15 protein-coding genes and 1 pseudogene are annotated in these 18,502 nt (G+C 56.8%); 8 read left to right on the top strand and 8 right to left on the bottom strand.

Annotated features, from left to right (window positions below; all coding sequences use genetic code 11):
• Positions 1-52 precede the first annotated feature (52 nt).
• Together M2416_RS10905 and M2416_RS10900 are read right to left on the bottom strand one after the other, a co-directional pair.
• Complete coding sequence (locus M2416_RS10905) at positions 53-1,363, bottom strand: MFS transporter (protein ID WP_259223818.1); 1,311 nt, start codon at positions 1,361-1,363, stop codon at positions 53-55.
• 200 nt (positions 1,364-1,563) lie between these two features.
• A complete protein-coding gene (locus M2416_RS10900) occupies positions 1,564-2,760 on the bottom strand; it encodes an L-talarate/galactarate dehydratase (RefSeq protein WP_259223817.1) in 1,197 nt (398 codons plus the stop codon).
• Positions 2,761-3,064: 304 nt separating this feature from the next.
• On the opposite strand from M2416_RS10900, the gene M2416_RS10895 reads away from it, so the two are divergent.
• The 7 genes and pseudogenes from M2416_RS10895 (at position 3,065) to pptA (ending at position 10,647) form a co-directional block, all read left to right on the top strand.
• Positions 3,065-4,069, top strand: coding sequence for a LacI family DNA-binding transcriptional regulator (locus M2416_RS10895; RefSeq protein WP_076947226.1), 1,005 nt, complete (start codon positions 3,065-3,067; stop codon positions 4,067-4,069).
• A 78-nt stretch (positions 4,070-4,147) separates the two neighbouring features.
• Positions 4,148-4,360: pseudogene (locus M2416_RS10890) on the top strand (glutathione S-transferase N-terminal domain-containing protein); the annotation flags it as partial.
• 492 nt (positions 4,361-4,852) lie between these two features.
• Positions 4,853-7,354, top strand: coding sequence for a DUF2345 domain-containing protein (locus M2416_RS10885; RefSeq protein WP_259223816.1), 2,502 nt, complete (start codon positions 4,853-4,855; stop codon positions 7,352-7,354).
• Positions 7,355-7,357: 3 nt separating this feature from the next.
• The gene (locus M2416_RS10880; protein ID WP_259223815.1) at positions 7,358-8,980 is read left to right on the top strand and encodes a lipase family alpha/beta hydrolase; all 1,623 of its coding nucleotides are present in this window, start codon (positions 7,358-7,360) and stop codon (positions 8,978-8,980) included.
• Between the two features lie 117 nt (positions 8,981-9,097).
• A complete protein-coding gene (locus M2416_RS10875; RefSeq protein WP_259223814.1) occupies positions 9,098-10,096 on the top strand; it encodes a T6SS immunity protein Tli4 family protein in 999 nt (332 codons plus the stop codon).
• 169 nt (positions 10,097-10,265) lie between these two features.
• Positions 10,266-10,403, top strand: coding sequence for a hypothetical protein (locus tag M2416_RS10870; RefSeq protein ID WP_259223812.1), 138 nt, complete (start codon positions 10,266-10,268; stop codon positions 10,401-10,403).
• Positions 10,404-10,419: 16 nt separating this feature from the next.
• Entirely contained in the window at positions 10,420-10,647 is a 228-nt protein-coding gene (gene pptA / locus M2416_RS10865) for a tautomerase PptA (protein WP_076947219.1), read from the top strand.
• Between the two features lie 153 nt (positions 10,648-10,800).
• On the opposite strand, the gene M2416_RS10860 is transcribed toward pptA, so the two are convergent.
• Genes M2416_RS10860 through M2416_RS10850 form a run of 3 tightly spaced genes read right to left on the bottom strand, consistent with a single transcriptional unit; the run spans position 10,801 to position 15,439 of the window.
• Complete coding sequence (locus tag M2416_RS10860) at positions 10,801-12,417, bottom strand: carbohydrate porin (protein WP_041145384.1); 1,617 nt, start codon at positions 12,415-12,417, stop codon at positions 10,801-10,803.
• 42 nt (positions 12,418-12,459) lie between these two features.
• On the bottom strand, positions 12,460-13,842 hold the full coding sequence (locus M2416_RS10855) for an MFS transporter (RefSeq protein ID WP_259223811.1): 1,383 nt from the start codon (positions 13,840-13,842) through the stop codon (positions 12,460-12,462).
• A 25-nt stretch (positions 13,843-13,867) separates the two neighbouring features.
• Positions 13,868-15,439, bottom strand: coding sequence for an alpha-L-rhamnosidase-related protein (locus M2416_RS10850; protein WP_259223810.1), 1,572 nt, complete (start codon positions 15,437-15,439; stop codon positions 13,868-13,870).
• A 202-nt stretch (positions 15,440-15,641) separates the two neighbouring features.
• Between M2416_RS10850 and M2416_RS10845 the strand changes: the two genes are divergently transcribed.
• The gene (locus M2416_RS10845; protein ID WP_259223809.1) at positions 15,642-16,466 is read left to right on the top strand and encodes a helix-turn-helix domain-containing protein; all 825 of its coding nucleotides are present in this window, start codon (positions 15,642-15,644) and stop codon (positions 16,464-16,466) included.
• Between the two features lie 13 nt (positions 16,467-16,479).
• Here M2416_RS10845 and M2416_RS10840 read toward each other — a convergent pair whose 3' ends face one another.
• The 3 genes from M2416_RS10840 to M2416_RS10830 form a co-directional block, all read right to left on the bottom strand.
• A complete protein-coding gene (locus M2416_RS10840) occupies positions 16,480-17,268 on the bottom strand; it encodes a DNA alkylation repair protein (RefSeq protein WP_259223808.1) in 789 nt (262 codons plus the stop codon).
• Positions 17,265-17,768, bottom strand: coding sequence for a MarR family winged helix-turn-helix transcriptional regulator (locus M2416_RS10835; protein ID WP_076947214.1), 504 nt, complete (start codon positions 17,766-17,768; stop codon positions 17,265-17,267). Before M2416_RS10835 ends, M2416_RS10840 begins: the two co-directional genes overlap by 4 nt.
• Before the next feature lie 133 nt (positions 17,769-17,901).
• Complete coding sequence (locus M2416_RS10830; RefSeq protein WP_259223807.1) at positions 17,902-18,483, bottom strand: flavin reductase family protein; 582 nt, start codon at positions 18,481-18,483, stop codon at positions 17,902-17,904.
• Positions 18,484-18,502: the final 19 nt, after the last annotated feature.

The raw sequence follows: 18,502 nt of genomic DNA, 5'->3' as shown, positions 1-18,502 counted from the left end.
CGCAGGAGTGTGTTGCGAAACAGCGGGGGCGAACTCTCGCCAGGTTTGATAATCAGGCCGCGCGAGGCGTCAGGTTGATACGATCCAGCGGCCCGACGATAAACAGATAGGAGAGCAGGCCGAGCACGCCCATCGAGCCGACGTAGAGAATGGCGTAATCAAACGAGTGGGTATTGGCAATAATGACCCCAATGACCAGCGGCGTGATGATGCTCGCGAGGTTGCCGCACATATTGAAGACCCCGCCGGCGATACCCAGCATCTCCTTGGGCGACGTATCGCTGAGGATACACCAGCCGAGATTGCCAAAGCCTTTTGCAAAGAAGGCCAGGCTCATGGCGGCGATAACCACGACCTCAGAAGCGGTATAGTTAGCGACGACGATGACGCAGGAGAGCAGCATGCCGCAGATGACCGGTATCTTGCGGGCAGTGGTCAGACTGTGGCCGCGTTTAAGCAGCCAGTCGGAAAACAGCCCGCCGAGCAGGCCGCCGATAAACCCGGCAATGGCCGGAATACTGGCGACAAAACCGACCTTCAGCATCGACATTCCCTTAGCCTGATAAAGGTAGGTCGGGAACCAGGTCAGGAAGAACCAGGTAATGGAGGTAACGCAGAACTGGCCGATATAGACGCCGATCATCATGCGGTTTACGCAGACGCTTTTAATCTGCGCGAGGGTTAACTTGTGCTGCGTTTTTTTGCAGCCTAGCTCCGGCTCGCCGCCGCCTTCGCGAATATATTCAAGCTCCTGCTGATTTATTTCCGGGTGATGTAACGGGTCCTTCACCTTAACCAGCCAGAATATCCCCAGGACCACCCCGATGGCGCCAATATAATAGAAAACATAGTGCCAGCTTAAATTATGCAGAATGATCGTCATGAGCGGTGTGATAATACCCAGCGAAATATACTGCGCCGCCTGATATACCGAGGTGACAAACCCGCGCTCTTTATTCGGGAACCACTGCACGCTGAGGCGGCTGTTGGCGGGGAAGGCCGGGGCTTCTATCGCGCCCATCATCAGGCGCAGAATAACCAGCACCACCAGCGGGCTGGCAAACAGAAAGATCGTCCCCTGGAACATGGTCACCACCGACCAGCCGATCAGCGCGCAGCCGTACACCAGCCGCGAGCCGTATTTATCCAGCAGCCAGCCGCCGGGGATTTGCATTATCACATAAGAAATACCGAACACGGAAAAAGCCAGGCCCATGGCCTCCGGATCGAACCCGAGCTCTTTACTCATAATCGGTGCGACGACCGACAGCGTGGCGCGGTCGGCATAATTAAATACGGTGGCCAAAAAAAGAAATAATAAAATACCGTAACGCACGTTGCTGCGTTTTAATTGTGTATTCACTTTGCAACTCCGTTTCAGGGTTGGTGATGTGGGTACAGCAAGTCAGGGGCGGGAGGGGTGATAAAGTGATATCCGCCGATCGTTAAGAACCTATCCCCGGCCATAAGCTGACCGGACTACGCAAGGGTGGGGGATGCGCTTATCCCCCAGCCCGGACCCGGCGTTTTCGCTCCCGGCCCGGGAAATAGCCGGCGCAAGCGTCAGGGGCGCTGGCCAAACTCGCAGCTGTGCTGGGTCCAGCGGCGCGCCTGTTCGCTCAGGGTGAAGCCCAGCCCGTGGCGTTCAGAAACCCACATCCGCCCATCGCGCAGCTCAAGCTGCTCGTTAAACAGCGGGTTTAGCCACTCGAAATGCTCCAGCCAGGGCTCGAGCGGGTAGGTGGCGGCGAGGTGCAGATGCACTTCCATTGCAAAATGCGGGGCCAGCTTGCGGCCATGCTTCGCCGCCAGATCCATAATTTTGAGGAAGGGGGAGATACCACCGACGCGCGGGGCATCCGGCTGCACGAAGTCGCAGGCGTTGCCGAGGATAAGCTGTTCGTGTTCGCGGAAGCTGGTCAGCATCTCCCCGGTCGCAATTGGCGTGTCCAGCGCGGCGGCCAGCTGCGCGTGGCCTTCGATGTCGTAGGCGTCGAGCGGCTCTTCAATCCAGATCAGATTAAACTGCTCCATTTTGCGCCCCATGCGAATGGCGGTTTCCCGGTCCCACTGCTGGTTGGCGTCAACCATCAGCGGGAAATCGGGTCCCAGCGCTTCGCGCACGGCCGTCAGGCGACGGATATCCTCGGCGGTGTTTGGCTGGCCCACTTTCAGCTTGATCCCGCCGATGCCGTTTTCCTGGGAGATAGCGACGTTCTTCAACACCTGATCCAGCGGCGTATGCAGGAAACCGCCGGAGGTGTTGTAGCACTGTACCGAATCACGATGGGCGCCGAGCAGCTTCGCCAGCGGCAGTCCGGCTCGTTTGGCTTTCATATCCCACAGGGCAATATCAAGCGGAGAGATGGCCTGTACCGCCATGCCGCTGCGCCCGACGGAGGCGCCCGCCCACAGCAGTTTGGTGTAGATCTTGTCGATATCGTTGGGGTCTTCGCCGAGCAGGTTATCGGCAATCTCTTTGGCATGGGCGTAAATTCCCTGGCCTCCCGCGCGCTTGGAATAGCTAAAGCCTACCCCTTCGAAACCGTCGCGGGAGCGGATTTCGGCGATAATAATCGCGACTTCGGTGAGCGGTTTTTGCCGCCCGGTGAGGACTTTGGCATCGCTGACCGGCGTGGCTAAGGGGAGAAAAGCCAGGGAGAGCTTAACGTGCTCAATGCGGTCGCCGGTTTCGGCGGCGGTTTTGACGCCGGTGGTTTTGGCGTAGGTCACGGAGCTGGAATTGGCGCTGGTGGTCATAGCATGTTCCTTATGAGTTATAAAATGTTTGCGCTAACATTTTTAATCCAGCTTTTGCATTTCGACCACATGAGTGCGTTTAATTTGTACAAACGATCACAACTTCAGATTATTAGTGGTAAAATTATGCAGGTGACATCACGATCCAAAACAGTCTGTGAAATAGCACAACTAATAATGATAGCGATAACATTCTATCTCTCAGGTTGTTGATTCTCATGCGGATGTGCGGGCGGGTGCTGGCAATTGGCTGGGTCATCATCAATAATGCCCGCTGGGAACGACTCAACACAGGGGCTTAGCCGTGAAAAGCAGAAAACCGACGCGCGTGCCGACGCTGGATGATGTTGCCCGCGCGGCGGGATTATCATCAATGACGGTCAGTCGGGCGCTGAATACGCCGCAGCTGGTGCGGCCTAAAACGGTGGAAAAGGTGCTGCAGGCGGTGCAGGCCACGGGCTACATTCCCAATGCGCTGGCCGGCGGATTGGCTTCACGCCGCAGCCGGCTGATTGCCGTCGTGGTTCCGCAAATTAACAACAATATGTTTGTCGACACCATCCAGGCGCTGAGCGATACCCTTGCGGCGCGCGGCTACCATATGCTGCTGTGCGTCGCGGGCTACAGTCGGGAGACCGAAGCTGAGCTGGTGGCCACTCTGCTCTCCCGTCGCCCGGACGGGGTCGTGCTGACCGGCATTCAGCATGCGCCGGCGTTAAAGAGAACCATCCTTAACGCCGCCATCCCGGTGGTGGAGATTTGGGATCTGACCCCGACGCCGCTGGATATGCTGGTGGGCTTTTCACATGAGAAAGTTGGCGAGACGATAGGCGATTTTTTGCTGCACAAGGGCTATCGACGCCCGGGGCTGCTGTGGGCAGGGGACGCGCGAGCGGCGCTGCGTAAGCAGGGGCTGTGCGCCCGGCTGGTCAAAGGCGGTATGAGCGATGTGCATCAGGTGGCGGTGCCGCTTCCCGCCTCGCTGGCGCTGGGACGCAGCGGCCTGGCCCAGCTGCTTGACGCCGGCGAGTTCGATATTATCGTCTGCAGTTCCGATACCCTGGCGCAGGGGGCGATAATGGAGGCCGAAAGCCGCGGCCTGCGCGTGCCGAAGGATTTGGCGGTGATGGGTTTCGGCGATCTGGATTTTGCCGCCAGCAACCGACCGGCGATTACCACCGTCAGCGTCGATCGCCATGCGATTGGCGAACGCGCGGCAACCCTCCTCGCCGACCGCATTGAAGGCGTGGGGGAAGGGGAAGCAATTATCGATCTGGGCTATCATTTGCTGGAGCGAGAGTCGGCGTAGGCACGCCGTTAAATAGCGCGCGACGGACATTTTTTCCGGCTTTCACCCGACACCCGACGTTTACCGTGGAGGCCGAACATGATCACCGTCTATGGCGTACCGGGCTGGGGGTCGGCAATCAGCGAGCTGATGCTGACGCTGGCCGAAATCCCGTACCACTTTGTTAACGTTGAGGGTTTTGATAAACCCGGACCACAGCGTGACAGCCTGATGCAGATAAACCCGCTGTGTCAGGTACCCACCCTTAAGCTGGCGGACGGCAGCGTGATGAGCGAATCTGCCGCGATAAGCTTTCCCTTGCATTCTTTGTATTAGCCACTTCTTCTCCTTTCTGCTGCACTGAAACCCTATCCTTGATAAGGGATAGACATTCTCAAAGTTTGTATCTTGATTAAAATCAATCCAGGAGCGTTTTGTTAACAACACTCCGTGCATTTTGACCTTTTAGGCATAAACGTTCGCTTATCGCGCGGAGTGATAGTTCACATTGCTGGTATGGTAGTGCTTTTCGATATTAATAATTGGTGGAAAATTCTTAATAAATTTATAATTTGAGATTTATTATCGTAAATTTGATTTTTTATGGATCATTATTCTATATTTCGTGTGAGTCATCGTAGTGTAAAAGGTGTATACGGCGATAAGCAGAGGGATGATGAGATGGCGGATAGTTTTCAGAATAAGGTGTCAAAGGCAGGTATTAATCTACAGCTTGACCTGCGTACCGGTGGGGTGAAAAAAGAGCCGAGGGCTGGAATTTGACCGGACACAAGGAGTGAATGCATGAGCAACAATCCCCCGATAAGATTTGGCCATAACCACCACCAGCTGGCGATTAAGGGATGTAAGCCAGCGCTGGACGTGCTGGCTTTTGAAGGCCAGGAAGCCCTGAGCAGACCGTTCAGCTATCGCATTGAGTTCACCAGCGCCGAGCATGCCATCAGCAAAGAGATGATGCTGATGAAACCCGGCTCCCTGACGCTGCAGGCCCCGGTCGATCAGGGCTTCGGCGTTAAGCTGCAGCAGCCGGTGCGGGTGATTCAGGGCGTAGTGACGGGCTTTGAACGCCTCAGTACTTCCGCGGATGAAACCCACTACGCGCTGACGCTCCAGCCGCGTCTGGCGCTGCTCGATCGTTCGCACCAGAACGCCATCTACCAGGATATGTCGGTCCCACAGATCGTCGAAAAAATTCTGCGCGAACGCCATGGCTTCAAAGGGCAGGATTTTCTGTTCTCGCTGAGCAAAGAGTACCCGCGCCGGGAGCAGGTGATGCAGTACGCTGAGGACGACCTGCATTTCATTACCCGCCTGCTGGGCGAAGTGGGGATCTGGTTTCGCTTCACCACCGACACGCGCCTGAACATCGACGTGGTGGCATTTTACGACAGCCAGCAGGGCTACGAGAAAGACCTGACGTTGCCATCGGTACCGCTGTCGGGCCAGCATTCGAAAGGGGTGGACTCGGTCTGGGAGATGGAATGTCATCACAGCGTGGTGCAGCAGCAGGTCAGCACCCGCGACTACAACTACCGTCAGGCTAATGAGGACATGAATGCGCAGGTGGATGCCACCCGCGGGGATAGCACGACCTACGGTGATGCCTATCGCTATGCGGACAATTATCTCACGCCGGGCAGCGCGTACGACCGCAGCCCGGCCGCGGAATCCGGTGCCTTTTATGCCCGTATCCGCCATGAACGCTATCTGAACGGCCAGACGCGGATCCGGGCGATGACCAGCTGCCCGACGCTCTCTCCGGGTCAGGTGCTGAAGGTGACCGGCGGCTATGAGGTGGCGGAGACCTTCTGCCAGGGCGTGGTCGTCACCGCAATGCATACGCATGCCCGCCGTGATGAAGACTTTGGGGTTAACTTTGAGGGTATCCCGGACAGCGTCGATTTTGGTTTCCGTTCCGAACCCGGCTCGTGCCCGGTGATGGCCGGTACGCTGCCTGCCCGCGTGACCAGTACCACCGAAAATGACACCTACGGACATATCGATAAAGACGGTCGCTACCGGGTCAACATGTTGTTCGACCGCGACGGCTGGGAGAGCGGATTCGAAAGCCTGTGGGTGCGCCAGTCCCGCCCGTACGCAGGCGACACTTACGGCCTGCACCTGCCGCTGCTGGCGGGTACCGAAGTGGCAATTAGCTTTGAGGACGGTAACCCGGACAGGCCGTATATCGCCGGCGTGCTGCACGACTCGGCCCACGGCGACCATGTCACCATCCGTAACTACAAACGTAACGTCCTGCGGACGCCTGCGAATAATAAAATCCGCCTCGACGATGAGCGCGGCAAAGAGCATATCAAGGTCTCGACGGAGTACGGCGGCAAGAGCCAGCTGAACCTGGGCCATCTTGTCGACAGCGAGAAGCAACAGCGCGGGGAAGGCTTTGAGCTGCGTACGGATTCATGGGGTGCCATCCGGGCGCAGAAAGGGATATTCATCAGTGCTGACGGGCAGGCGAAGGCGCAGGGGGAAGTGCTGGAGATGGGGGCTGCCCTGAGCCAGCTGCTACAGGCACTGAACCAGGCCGAAGCCCTGAGCAGTGCAGTTGAAACGGCCAAAGCTGAACTGGCCGATATTCAGACTCAGAAGGCGTTACTGGAGCAGGCGCTGACTGATTTGAAACGGTCGGCGTTATTGCTCTCAGCCCCGGCGGGTATTGCCCAGACCACGCCGGAAAGCCTGCAGCTGTCAGCGGGTGAAAATGTTATCAGCACCAGCGGCAAACACACTGATTTCAGCGCATTGAAAAGATTCACCGTGGCGGCCGGGGAGAGGGTGAGTCTGTTTGCGCAAAAGCTGGGTATCAAAATTTTTGCCAGCAAAGGGAAGGTGGAGATACAGGCGCAGGGCGATGAGATGACGCTGGACGCGCTGAAAGATATCCGCATCAGCAGCAGCGAAGGAAAGCTGGTTATCAGCGCGAAGCAGGAAATTATTCTCACCAGCGGAGGCGGCTATATCCGTATTGCGGATGGTGTCGTGGAGTGCGCGGCACCGGACAAAATCATCCAGCGGGCGGCTGTGTGGCAGAAGTTTGGTGGGCAGAGTATGAGCCAGGCGATACAGATCTGGGAGAGCAGCGAATTTGAAATGGGTCCTGAAGTACGGTGGCCCTATTCTGATAAACCTGTTGCAGGTCAGAAAATCAGCCTGACGTACAGCGATGGCAGCGTGCAGGAGTTAATGACCTCTGCATCTGGTCGTGGGGAAAAACAGAGCGTAATGGATCCTGCGTCAATACAGATAAACCTGAAGGATGAGGACTAACGGATGAGTGAGACCACCGAAAACAATAACGTCCTGCTGGGCTACGACAAGTTTGGTCACCTCCTCTATAAGGTCATTGCCACGCCGAAAGACAAGGAGCAATGGTTCAAACTTTATAAGATGCCGGACAGAGTCATCCCGGTGGTGTTTTTACCGGGGGTGATGGGGAGTAATTTGATGAACCCCGATGATAGTAAGCCAGTCTGGACCGTCAACGGGGCTGCAAGCATGTTACCCTGGATGGGAAGAGGGCCAGCGAAAAGAAAAAAATTACTGGATCCCACCAAAACCGTTGTCGATCCCAGCGGGAAAATTGAGACCGAAAGTCCGGAAGAGTATCTGCTTTTTAAATCTCGCCGGGAGAGGGGCTGGGGTGAAGTGGGGGCGATGAGCTACGGCACCTTCCTGCCCTGGCTCCAGGAGGCGCTGAACGATAACCAGACAATGTTAAAAAATAAGACCAGCAAAAATGGTCGACTCACCTTGCGTGAGAGGCTGCTGGATAAACTATTGGGGGCAGAAATCGGTGAGAGTAATCTGACCCCGGATGAAGTGGCTTTGAGCTATCAGTATCTCTTTCCGGTTCATGCGGTCGGCTATAACTGGTTGCAGTCGAATGTGGAGTCTGCGCAAGCACTGGCCGATCGTATTGAGAAGATCATTAACAGTTACAAAGCCAGCGGGCGCAAATGCGAAAAGGTCATTCTGGTGACCCATTCGATGGGAGGACTCGTCTCCCGCTACTATTCGGAACTGTTGGAAGGTAATTACGGGCAGAAAAATATCCTGGGTATTGTGCATGGGGTGATGCCGGACCGCGGTGCCCCAATAGCCTATAAGCGCATGAAAGCGGGTGAGGCAGGAATAACCGGTTTAGTGATTGGCCGTGACGGTGCTGAAATGACCCCTGTGCTGGCACAATCTCCGGGCCCTCTACAGCTTCTACCTGGCAAGGAGTACGGTATGGGGTGGTTTCACATCGAGGGCCTTAAGCAGCCTTTGCCTGAGACTGATCCGTTCGCTGATATCTACACTAAGAGATCGGAGTGGTGGGGATTATGCGAGGAACGTTTTATTAATCCAGAAAATAAAGATATGGATAAAGTTCAACTTGATAAGGATTGGTTGTCCTTTAAAAACATTCTTTTGATAGATGTCCAGACTTTCGTGGAGGATCTTAATGGTCATTATCATGAAAATACCTTTGCCTTTTATGGTAATGACGGGAAGAAGTACCCTTCATATGCAGAACTGCACTGGAAGGACGTAAGCGGAAAATATGCCCCGGAAGCCTACCGCTCTCAGGTCAGTGAACAGGGGGAAATCTTCTACCCGGCGGACAAATTTAATCAGACCATCCGCTATGCAACGCTGGGGATACCCGACCAGGGTTATGTTATCCGCAAATATGAATTATTGCCTCCTGTGGAGGACGGCGACGGCACTGTGCCGGTCAGAGCGGCAGCGCTCAATTCTCCGAAGTTAAAGGCCCAGCTCGGTGTGGGCGTTGACCACGAGGGGGCGTACAAATCTGACAACACCATGGATGCGCGTTGGTTTACTCTGCGCTCAATTATAAGAATTGCGCAGCAGGTGAAAAATACAGGGCTTGCTTACCATGAATAATATAAAAAAAAAGCAATTATCCTGGCTGCCTTCATCGTAGCGGGGTATGGATTGTATCAATATTTCCGCTCTTATAACCCATCACCGCAGACACTGACACCTTCACAGCAGGAAACTATGAACAAGATAAACGCGGAAATGAAACCTTACTGCGTCGGGCGCTATCTGCTCGATCTGCCATCCTCTTTTGCGGCCTACAGTGAAACGGCACCGTTGGATAAAAATATCTGGGCGGCGATAATATCCAGACCAGAAGACATGTATAAAACCTACCTGGCGACAAAGAAAATGTATCGTCCTGGTTTTGTACAGTTGCTGGCGAGACGGGAGAGGGTGTTACGTGAAGGCCATGCTATCAGAAGTGAGAATATGCCATTTTTGAAAAAAACCTGGCAATTGCAAAATGGATTGGATGGTGTGATTTTTGAAAGAAATAAGAATGAAAGCGCTTCGGATGCAATGCGTATTCTGGAAGGGTATCTGTATACCAACGGCGTGGTTATCAAGCTACAGAAGCAAACTGTCAATGATTCATCTTCACGTTATGAAAGGCAACGCAATGGTGATCCAATTCAGAACTACGTCGCAAGAGATGTCAGTCAGATGCAGTCGCTGATGGCGAGGATCCGCGGCAGGGGTAATGACGTCATTCCGACAAAGCCTGGCTCTTGTATCACCCATGCGTTTATTGCCACCGACCCGACGGCAGCAGATCGGGAGGATATCTCCGTGTGGCTTGGAAGTAAGACGCTGGAACATATCAGAATTATTCTCTCCACTGATAACTTTACGCGTGAAAAAGACACGGTGCTGGAGAGAGCTGGTGAGATAGAGAGTAACTTGTACCGTGGCCACGTGGAAAGAAAAGGGGCTTTTAGTGTGAACGGGCTGCAGGCGCAGGAGTTTCTGGCAACGGGGTTACAGGCATCTCAAGACGAGCCGCGTTACGGCTTTGATATGTTCATCAATGAAATGACGGCCAGCTACAAGACCCCCAATTTTATTCTGACCCTGGAGAATGATTCCATGCCGCCGACCTCCTACAGCCAGGAGGAAATTATTGCCTTCTGGGACACGATCAGCCGTAGCGTGCGTGTTCGCCCTGGCGCGTTTTGACCGGTCGGAAAGGATGGCGGGTAAATAACAGGGAGGCTTCACAATGGATAAAATAAAACGGAACGTCATTATTTTTGCTGTTTTGGTCGCGCTGGGGGGCGGGGTATATCAGTATCTTCGTCCTTATAACCCATCATCGTAGACACTGGCACCCTCACAGCAGGAAGCTATGAACAAGATAAACGCTGAAATGAAACTCCTTATCGAAGATGTAACCCTGTGCTATAGCGACACTGCAATGCAAAAAAACAATGTGGCACAAAATGAAAACCCTCGTGCCCGGGCTGTGGTAGTTTTATCGTTCTGACAATAAGGAGTCTGCTATGCCGCATGTTGATATTAAGTGTTTTCCTCGCGAGCTGAATGATGAGCAAAAAGCGGCGCTGGCCGCCGATATCTCCGCCGTATTAGTGCGTCACCTCAACAGTAAGGACAGCTCGGTGAGCGTGGCCCTGAAGCAGGTTGACCCGAGCGACTGGCAGCAGGTATGGGACAGTGAAATCGCCCCGCAGATGGAGCAGCTGATTAAGAAACCCGGTTACAGCATGTAGCGCTGGAGCTTTCTCGGATCGGGGCCGTGATTTATCCGGGTGACGAGAATACTCAAATTCCGAAGGCGGCACTCAGCGCCTGCCCGGGCGACAAAAGCCGGTGCTTTTTGTCACCCGGGCAGAACGGTTCACCGCTTACCCGGGACTCACGCCTTAGAACCAAATCTCGGTTTGCACGCCGAAGTTCCAGTTTCCGCCGGCGGTAAAGCCTTTGCTGCCGAAATCATCGTTAATGGCGTAGCGATCCAGCGCCTTATCCCAGTTCATCCACGTCACGAAGAACCGAATCTCCGGCCGCGCTTTAATATCAAACACGTCGCCAACCTTAAAGGTCGGGGCGAAGGTCAGCTTATAAAAATCACCGCTTACCGCCTGATACTGATGGACTTCGTCGTTGTAGCGATAGGTTCGTCCGTTGGGGTTCAGGTCCATATACTGCCACGACGCCTCGTACAGCAGCGCGAAATTGCGGGTGATGCCTTGAGAAAGCCGCAGGTTGAAGGTCGCCCAGTCGTAGCGGTCGCCGTCGCGATAGCGGCTTTCGCTATGCTGGGCGATAACTGACGGCGCCAGCTCCCAGTTTTTCCCCAGCGGCAAAATACCGTATGACGCAAAGCGCAAGGATTTTGCATTCTCGGTGAGATCGCCATCGCTGCCGGGCTGACGCGCTTCGGCCCCAAGGCCGCCACCGTACTGTAAGGCGCTTTCGGATACCCCCGGCGCCAGGCCGAAGAACTGCTGCTTATCGTGATAGGCCAGCATCGCGTAGTAGCCGTTCTTCGCGGTATTGTCGCTGCGCAGGGCATAACTGCCGGTTGTCGAGGTGTTATCTTTCAGCGAATCGTTGCCCTGGGCGGTCATCGCGGTGGTCATCAGCTGCCAGTTGTTCCAGAAGTGGTTAGCGGTGAACATCAGGTTCTGAATATCGTTATCTTCATAATTATCGCTACCCAGATCGCCAAAGTTGCGCGCATAGACCGAATAATCGCCGCGCAGATGGCTGCCCCAGCTGACGTCGTTGATGCCGCCGCCGGTACCGCCGAGGAACATAATGTCGCTGTCGGTAAAGTGAATATCGAAATTGTCGCGATCGAAGCGCTTGCCCGCCCAGATAGAGGACTTCTCAAAGGGTCCGGAAAAATCGGCAAAGCCGCCCATTTCGACGTACAGCTGGCGCACGTTCAGATGGTGGCTGTCGTTATCCTGGACCCACGGGTCCGGGTTGGTGGCGCCATCGGCAAGCATGGTTTTGAAATGCGCCCACGAGCCGTCGCTAAAGGTCATTTTCTTGCCAAAGCTGAGCTCCACGTAGTTATCCTTCTCGTTGCCGAGACGGCCAACGTGGGCATCGCCGTTGAGCGAGCTGGCAGGGGAGATCCCCGGGCCGCCGCGCGCCCCTTTGCCGTGGCTATCCACCAGCATGCCGGAGCGGGCGTAGGCGTTAAACTCAAAGCCGTCGCCGGGCGAGGTTTTCGCCAGCTGGCTATTGATCTGCTGGTTGGTGACCTGCTGCTTTTGCTCGCTGGCGGCGGTCCGCTGGCTGAGCGCCTGCACCTGTTTCTCCGCCGCTGCTGCGCGCTGTTCCGCCGCGGTTGTGCGCTGTTCTGACTGCTGCGCGCGGCGGTTGGCGTCTCCCGCTTCCTGCTCCGCATGATTGAGCCGGGCTTCGAGCTGCGCCAGCCGTTGTTCGATGGTCAGCGGCGCGGCGCAGACGCCGTAGGCCGAAAAAAGGGCGCAGCAAACCGCTGCGCTAATCACAGAGATACGCATGAGAATCCTTATTTCTTTCAGAGGTAAAGAGGTGGGGACGCCTTACATGGCGTGATTTTCGCCGCCGGCCGACGGGCTTTCCGGCGGCGCACGGCGACCGGCGTCGAGGTCGGCGCGGATCTGCTCGTAATTATCGTCGAGACGATAGAAGCGGCCAATCCACAGCATCGACGCGACAATCAGCAGCGCCGGGATGTAGAGATAGCAGGCTTTAATCGCCAGCATCGCGCTCTCGTTCTGCACCTGATTGGCGACGTAGCCGCCGGAAGAGAGCAGTACGCCGGTAATCGCTCCCGCACCGGCCATGGCAACTTTGCCGAAGAAGCCGTTGATTGAGGTTAAAATTCCCGCCGTGTTGATGCCGGTTTTCCACACGCCGTAATCCACCGGATCGGCCTGCATGGAGAAGTAAATGGCGGTACGCTGGCCGGCGCCCAGGGACAGAACAATCGCCCCGGCAATCAGCCCCCAGCTATTGACGCCCGCAGCCATCATCATGCCCATGCCGACAAGGTTAATGGCGCTGGCAATCAGGTAGACGTGACGCTTTTTCATCCGCCTGGCGAGCAGCGGCACGGTGAGAGTGCCCAGCAGCGGAACGAAGGTGGAGATCCCGGCGACGATGGCCGTCAGATCGTTGTTGCCCACGTAGTAGTGGAAGAAGTAAACCAGCGCGCCGGTCTGGAAGAAGAACGCCCCCCACATCAGGAAGATATTGCTGGCGAATACCCACCATGGACGGTTGGCGCGCAGGCTGACCCAGGCGCGTTTCAGGGTCATTCGTTCCTGGGTAATGCTGATATTCTCCTTAACGTTGCGGAAGCTCACCAGCAGGAAGAACGTCGCAATGACGCCGAAAATGACCGCGGTATAGAAGAAGCCGTGGGCCTGGCTGCCCTTGCCCAACGCGCCAACCAGCGGCAGGGTCGCTACGGCAACAATCGTGGCGCCGAGGGAGCCCAGCAGAATTCGCACCGCCGAGAGGGTGGTTCGCTCACGCGAATCGCTGGTCAGGAACGGCAGCATCGCGCAGAACGGAATATTGACCAACGTATAGAGAAACGACAGGCACAGATAGGTGATGAAGGCGTAAAGCAGCTTGCCGGTAGTGCCGAAATCCGGCACGTAGAAGGCCAAAACGCACAGCAGCCCGAAGGGGACTGCGCCAAGCAGCAGATAGGGACGACAGCGCCCCCAGCGGGTGGTGGTGTTATCAATCACCAGCCCCATCAGCACGTCGGCGACGCCATCCACCAGGCGGGTCACGAGGAACATCAGGCCGACATAATAGGCGGGAAGCCCCATTACGTCGGTGTAAAAGAACATCAGATACAGAGAGATAAGCTGCCACACGAGGTTGCAGGAGAGGTCGGCGATGCCGTAGCCCAGGCGCTGCCGCCACAGGCTAAAGGTTGTTTCTGCCATAAAATATGCTCGCTTATTGTTGTTGTTAAAGTCCGTACTGGCGAATAAACCAGGCCGGGGTACAGCTCCACGCATGGCAATAGCTGTTGATCAGCTTGCTGCCATACGGGGAAAAGTCAGGTTGCGCCGGGTCAAAAATCTCCCAGAAGGTGTCGGCGCCGTAATCGACCATCGCCCCCCAGTAGGCTTTGATCTCCGCGATGGCCTCGTCGCGTAGCCCGCACTGCAGCAGGGCGGCGACATAGTGGTGGCGCAGATAGGGGGTATTCATGGCGATGGCCGGGGGATTTTCCCGTAAATTGCGCATTATTTCCCGGCGCTGCTCTGCGCTGCCGATTTCCGCCAGCACCAGCCAGATCTGCGAGGCCCAGGACACCTGTCGCCCGGTGCCGCTAACGAAAAAGCCCCGTTCCGGGTCCCAAAGCTCGCGCTGGGCCGCCGCTTTTAGCACCTGCAGACGATCGCTGAGCGCAGCTGCCAGCTCGGGTTCAAAACGTTCTGCCAGCCAGATAGCGCGCTGCAGGCAGTAAATCAGCACGCCCTGCGCCGCGGCCTGTTTATTCAGCGATGCCTGCCAGTCGATAAAGACCCACCAGTCGTCGCTATCGCGCACCAGACCGGCGTCATCGCAGCGGGTCAGCGCCAGCTCAACCTGGCGGCGCGCCGTTGGCCACAGCTGCTGAGCGGTGGCGCTATCGCCGGTGCTTTGCAGATAGCCATAGAGAACATCTACGAAAAAGAGCGAATAATCAAAGAGAAAAGTATCGTCGGCGATAACATCTGGCTGGACAAAGACGTTGGCGGAGACCATGCCGTCCTCCCGGGTATGGCCGGCAAAGAGGTACAGGCAGCGGCGAACCAGGTCGTGGTGGGTAAAGGTGACGTCGTTAACCAGCGCCTGCAGGCGTAAATCGCCAAGCCACAGGCGGCGGTCGCGTTTAGGCCCGTCTTCGAAAACCTCCTGCATACAGTTTTTCAAGGTCACTACCGAGATCCGGTCGATAGCCTGTAGCTGCGGGTCCGTCGCGGTACCGGGCAGGCAGGTTTCGCTCGCTGAGGTCACGGCATTCAGCCGAATTTGTCCAACCCGCAGGCGGAATTTCTGCGATACGGCCTTCACCTCCACCTTCAGGTAGCGAAAGCAGTAGCGGCGGGGCAGGTTAACCTCTGCGGGCAGCACGTCGAGCCACAGGTCCTGCTGCTGCAGCCAGCTGCTGCTCAGCCAGCCCTGATATTCGCTGAACGGTTCGCAGACTTCGCTGAGGGTTTCGCCGAAGGTAAAGTGCAGATGGGCCGGGGCATCCGGCGGGCTGCCGACGGCGGAGCAGGCGAAAGAGAGGTAGCCGACGTAGTGGCTGCCGAAATCAATGATAAAGCTGTCACCGCTGGTCAGCTCGCGCTGATAAAGCGCTTCGGGCGTGCTGACCGGCTGCGCCCGCCAGCCAAAGATGGCCTGCGGATCGACGTGGGCGTCGATAACCGCCTGCGGTGGGTAAGCCCGGCTGCTGAGCGCCGGCCTGAGCGCCTCGGCGGCGCGTAAAAAGTCCTCGTGGCGGGTCATCGTGACCTCAGAGTTGTGCTGGATAGCCTGTGACATACTGCGTCCTCTACGTTTATTTATCCGCAGCATAAGACGCCGCCGCCCGCGTCAACCACTCTGGCAATGCCAACGCGCCGCGGGAAATGGCACTGATGGTGTGATGGGCTGGTTGGCGATCACAATTCCATAAATCTGGCTCGTGAGCGCCGGTAAAATGCATTATCTTGCCCCTGCGCCGTATGCCGTTTGGACTTCGTTAATGATGACACTGACCGTTGAGTATTATTTCACCCATCCGCAGGACAAGCTGGCGATGTACGCCAGCGACCCCGAAGATAACAGCCATGAACATAGCCACGAGTTTGCTGAACTGGTGATCGTCGAGCACGGGCATGGTCTGCACGTTATTAACGGCCGACCGCTGTATATTCAGCAGGGGGACGTTTTTTACGTGCAGCCGGGGGACGTGCATTATTATGATGAGCTCGGAACGCTCAAGTTAATCAACGTGCTGATTAACCCTTTCGTTGAATTTGATTATTTGCAGAATGTTGATGCGCTATTACGCAAATTCTCCGCACAGCAGGCTTCCTGCTACGGCTGGCTGGCCCCTGATACCCGCCATATCTGTAAGGGGCTGGTTGAGAAGATATTCTCGGCGGATTTTCAGCGCAGTGAAAACAGCGCGCTGCGCGAGGCGACTTTCTTTCAGCTGGCGACGACGATACTGCATGCTGAAAGTGAAGCGGAATATAGCAACACAAAATATAAATTACATAAATTACTCACCTGGCTGCAGGACCACTGTTTTGAAGAGCATAACTGGCAGCTGCTGGCCGATAAATTTCACCTGACCACCCGCACCGCCTTTCGCCATATTAAAGAGGCGACCGGATTAACCCCGGATAATTATATAAAACGCCTGCGCCTGGTTTCAGCGAGGGTAAAACTGCGTGAAACCGATATGACCATTACCGAAGTGGCCTATTTATGCGGCTTCGCCAACAGCAACCACTTTACCACCCTCTATAAAAAGGTTTTTGGCCTCACTCCCAGCGAAGACCGGCGCCGGCTGCAGCGCTAAGGCCGCCGCTGCGTCAGCGGCTGGCGTGGGATAAATTGCGCATCGCGCGCTGGCAAATACGCGCAGTAGCCGGGGACGGTGATTCGCACAGCCACCGGGCGCAGAGCGTCTGCACCCAGTCGGGGCTATCTTTCCCCGCGTCATTGAGCCAGTTGGCGACGGAATCCTGCACGTAGAGCGAGGGGTCGGCGCGCAGCGGGGAGAGGATCGCCAGCGCGCGCTGCGGCTGGCGTTTGAGCTCGCCGATATGTCCGCACCAGACGCCGCGCGGACGCAGGGCCTCGCTGGCAAAGCGGCGAATGCGATCCGAAGGCGAAGCGGTCCACATTGCCAGCTCGGCGATGGCCAGATCCAGCTCCGGTATCAGACGCGGGCGCACGGCCAGCCACGCCCATTCGCGTACGCCGAAATGGGCGTCATCGGCCAGCGGGCGAATTGCCGCCAAGCGCTCGCAGAGCGTCAAATCGGACCGTGCGCCGAGCATAAAGCAGCCCCAGCCGCGAACCGTATCCGCCGGGTGCGCCAGGCAGCGCTGTAGGGCCGCAGGTTGGGCCTCACTCAACAGCAGGTGCGCGATGCCCGCCATGCGCTTCACAATACCCTGCGCATCGAGGCTCTCCGCCGCGGCCAGCGCCGACGGCGGCAGCGCCGGGAAAACCGCACGCAGCAGCCTCGACTGGCTTAGCGCCAGAACTTCCGTCAGGTTAGCACTCGCTAACTCGCCTCGCGAGAGGGCCTGCAGGATCCCGGCAGGAATATCCGCGACGCGGGTTGCTCCTTTACGTTTCTCATTTTCGCTCATGACGTTGCTCCTTGTGCCGTCAGCGTAGCGGCCGCGACTTTGTTCAGCAGCCCGGCGAGCAGGGTCCGCTCCTCGGCCGAGAGACCGACAAAGAGTCCGCTAATCCAGCGGCTATGCCGGGCAAAAACGCTATCGATGATCTGCTTACCCTGGACCGTTAAGCCAATCCGCACAGCCCGACCGTCGAGAGCGTCGGCATGGCGTTCAATAAGGCCATCGCGCTGCAGACCGTTGAGCAGGCCGGTAATGGTTGCGCGGGTAACTCCCGCCTTATCCGCCAGCACGTTGGGCGCCAGACCTTCCGGCGCGGCGTTGAGCAGAAACAGCAGCACAAAGCGGCCTTCGGAAAGACCCCAGGGCGCCAGCAGCGCGGCACAATCGCGATCGATGGCGGCCGCCAGCGACAGGGTTTGAAAGCAAAGGCGAATATTGTCGAGATCGGCAAGCTGATGGCGTTCAGCCTCCTCTAGCAGAGCGCGGTATTTTTGTTCAAGCTCCATTGCGGCCTCCGACATGTAGTATGGCGCCTAACTATATGATCGGGCCAGGGCAAGGTCAACGCTAAAAGGGCGGGCTCCCGGCATCGGTGTGGATAAGCAGGCCAGCATTAACCCGCCCGCTGCGGCAGGTGGGCTACTCTTCCGGCGTGTTCGCCCGAACGTGCCGGCCGCTGGCGACAAAGTTACCGGTGCCGAGATGATGCAGCGTGTTGAGCTTATCATCGTCGAACTGCCAGCGTCCGGTGACGAAAGCCCGCTCATCGGCGGCGGCGGAAACCACTTCGCCGAACAGGGTGTCGTACTGCTCCTGAGCGGCGGTGGGCGGCAGCAGCCGACACTCCATCCACGCCATGCACTTCTCCTCAATCAGCGGCAGGCCAAGCTCCGGGCCGTTAACCACCGGAATGCCGTAGGCGTTGAACTTATCCTCATCGCGCCCGCTGATGCTGCCGACCGCGTAGGTCCAGCTGGCGGCTGCCACGCCCGGCACCACGATGCCGAAGGTCCCGTTGCGCTCAATTATCTCCCGCGTCCAGGCGCTCTTATCGACCACGATGGCGACGCGGGGCGGCGCGAACTCCACCGGCATCGACCACGCGGCGGCCATCACGTTGCGGCGTCCGGATTGCGCGTCATAGCTGGTTATCATAATGGTGGGGCCGTGATTGAGCAGGCGACTGGCGTACTGAAGTTCGACGTGGCGAAAGCGGCTCATATGCGTTCCTTGGTAAATG

The sequence above is a fragment of the Klebsiella sp. BIGb0132 genome (assembly GCF_024810075.1).
Taxonomy (GTDB): domain Bacteria; phylum Pseudomonadota; class Gammaproteobacteria; order Enterobacterales; family Enterobacteriaceae; genus Klebsiella; species Klebsiella terrigena.
Note: the sequence above shows the minus strand (reverse complement) of the source record. Positions and strands in the feature narration are given on the sequence as shown.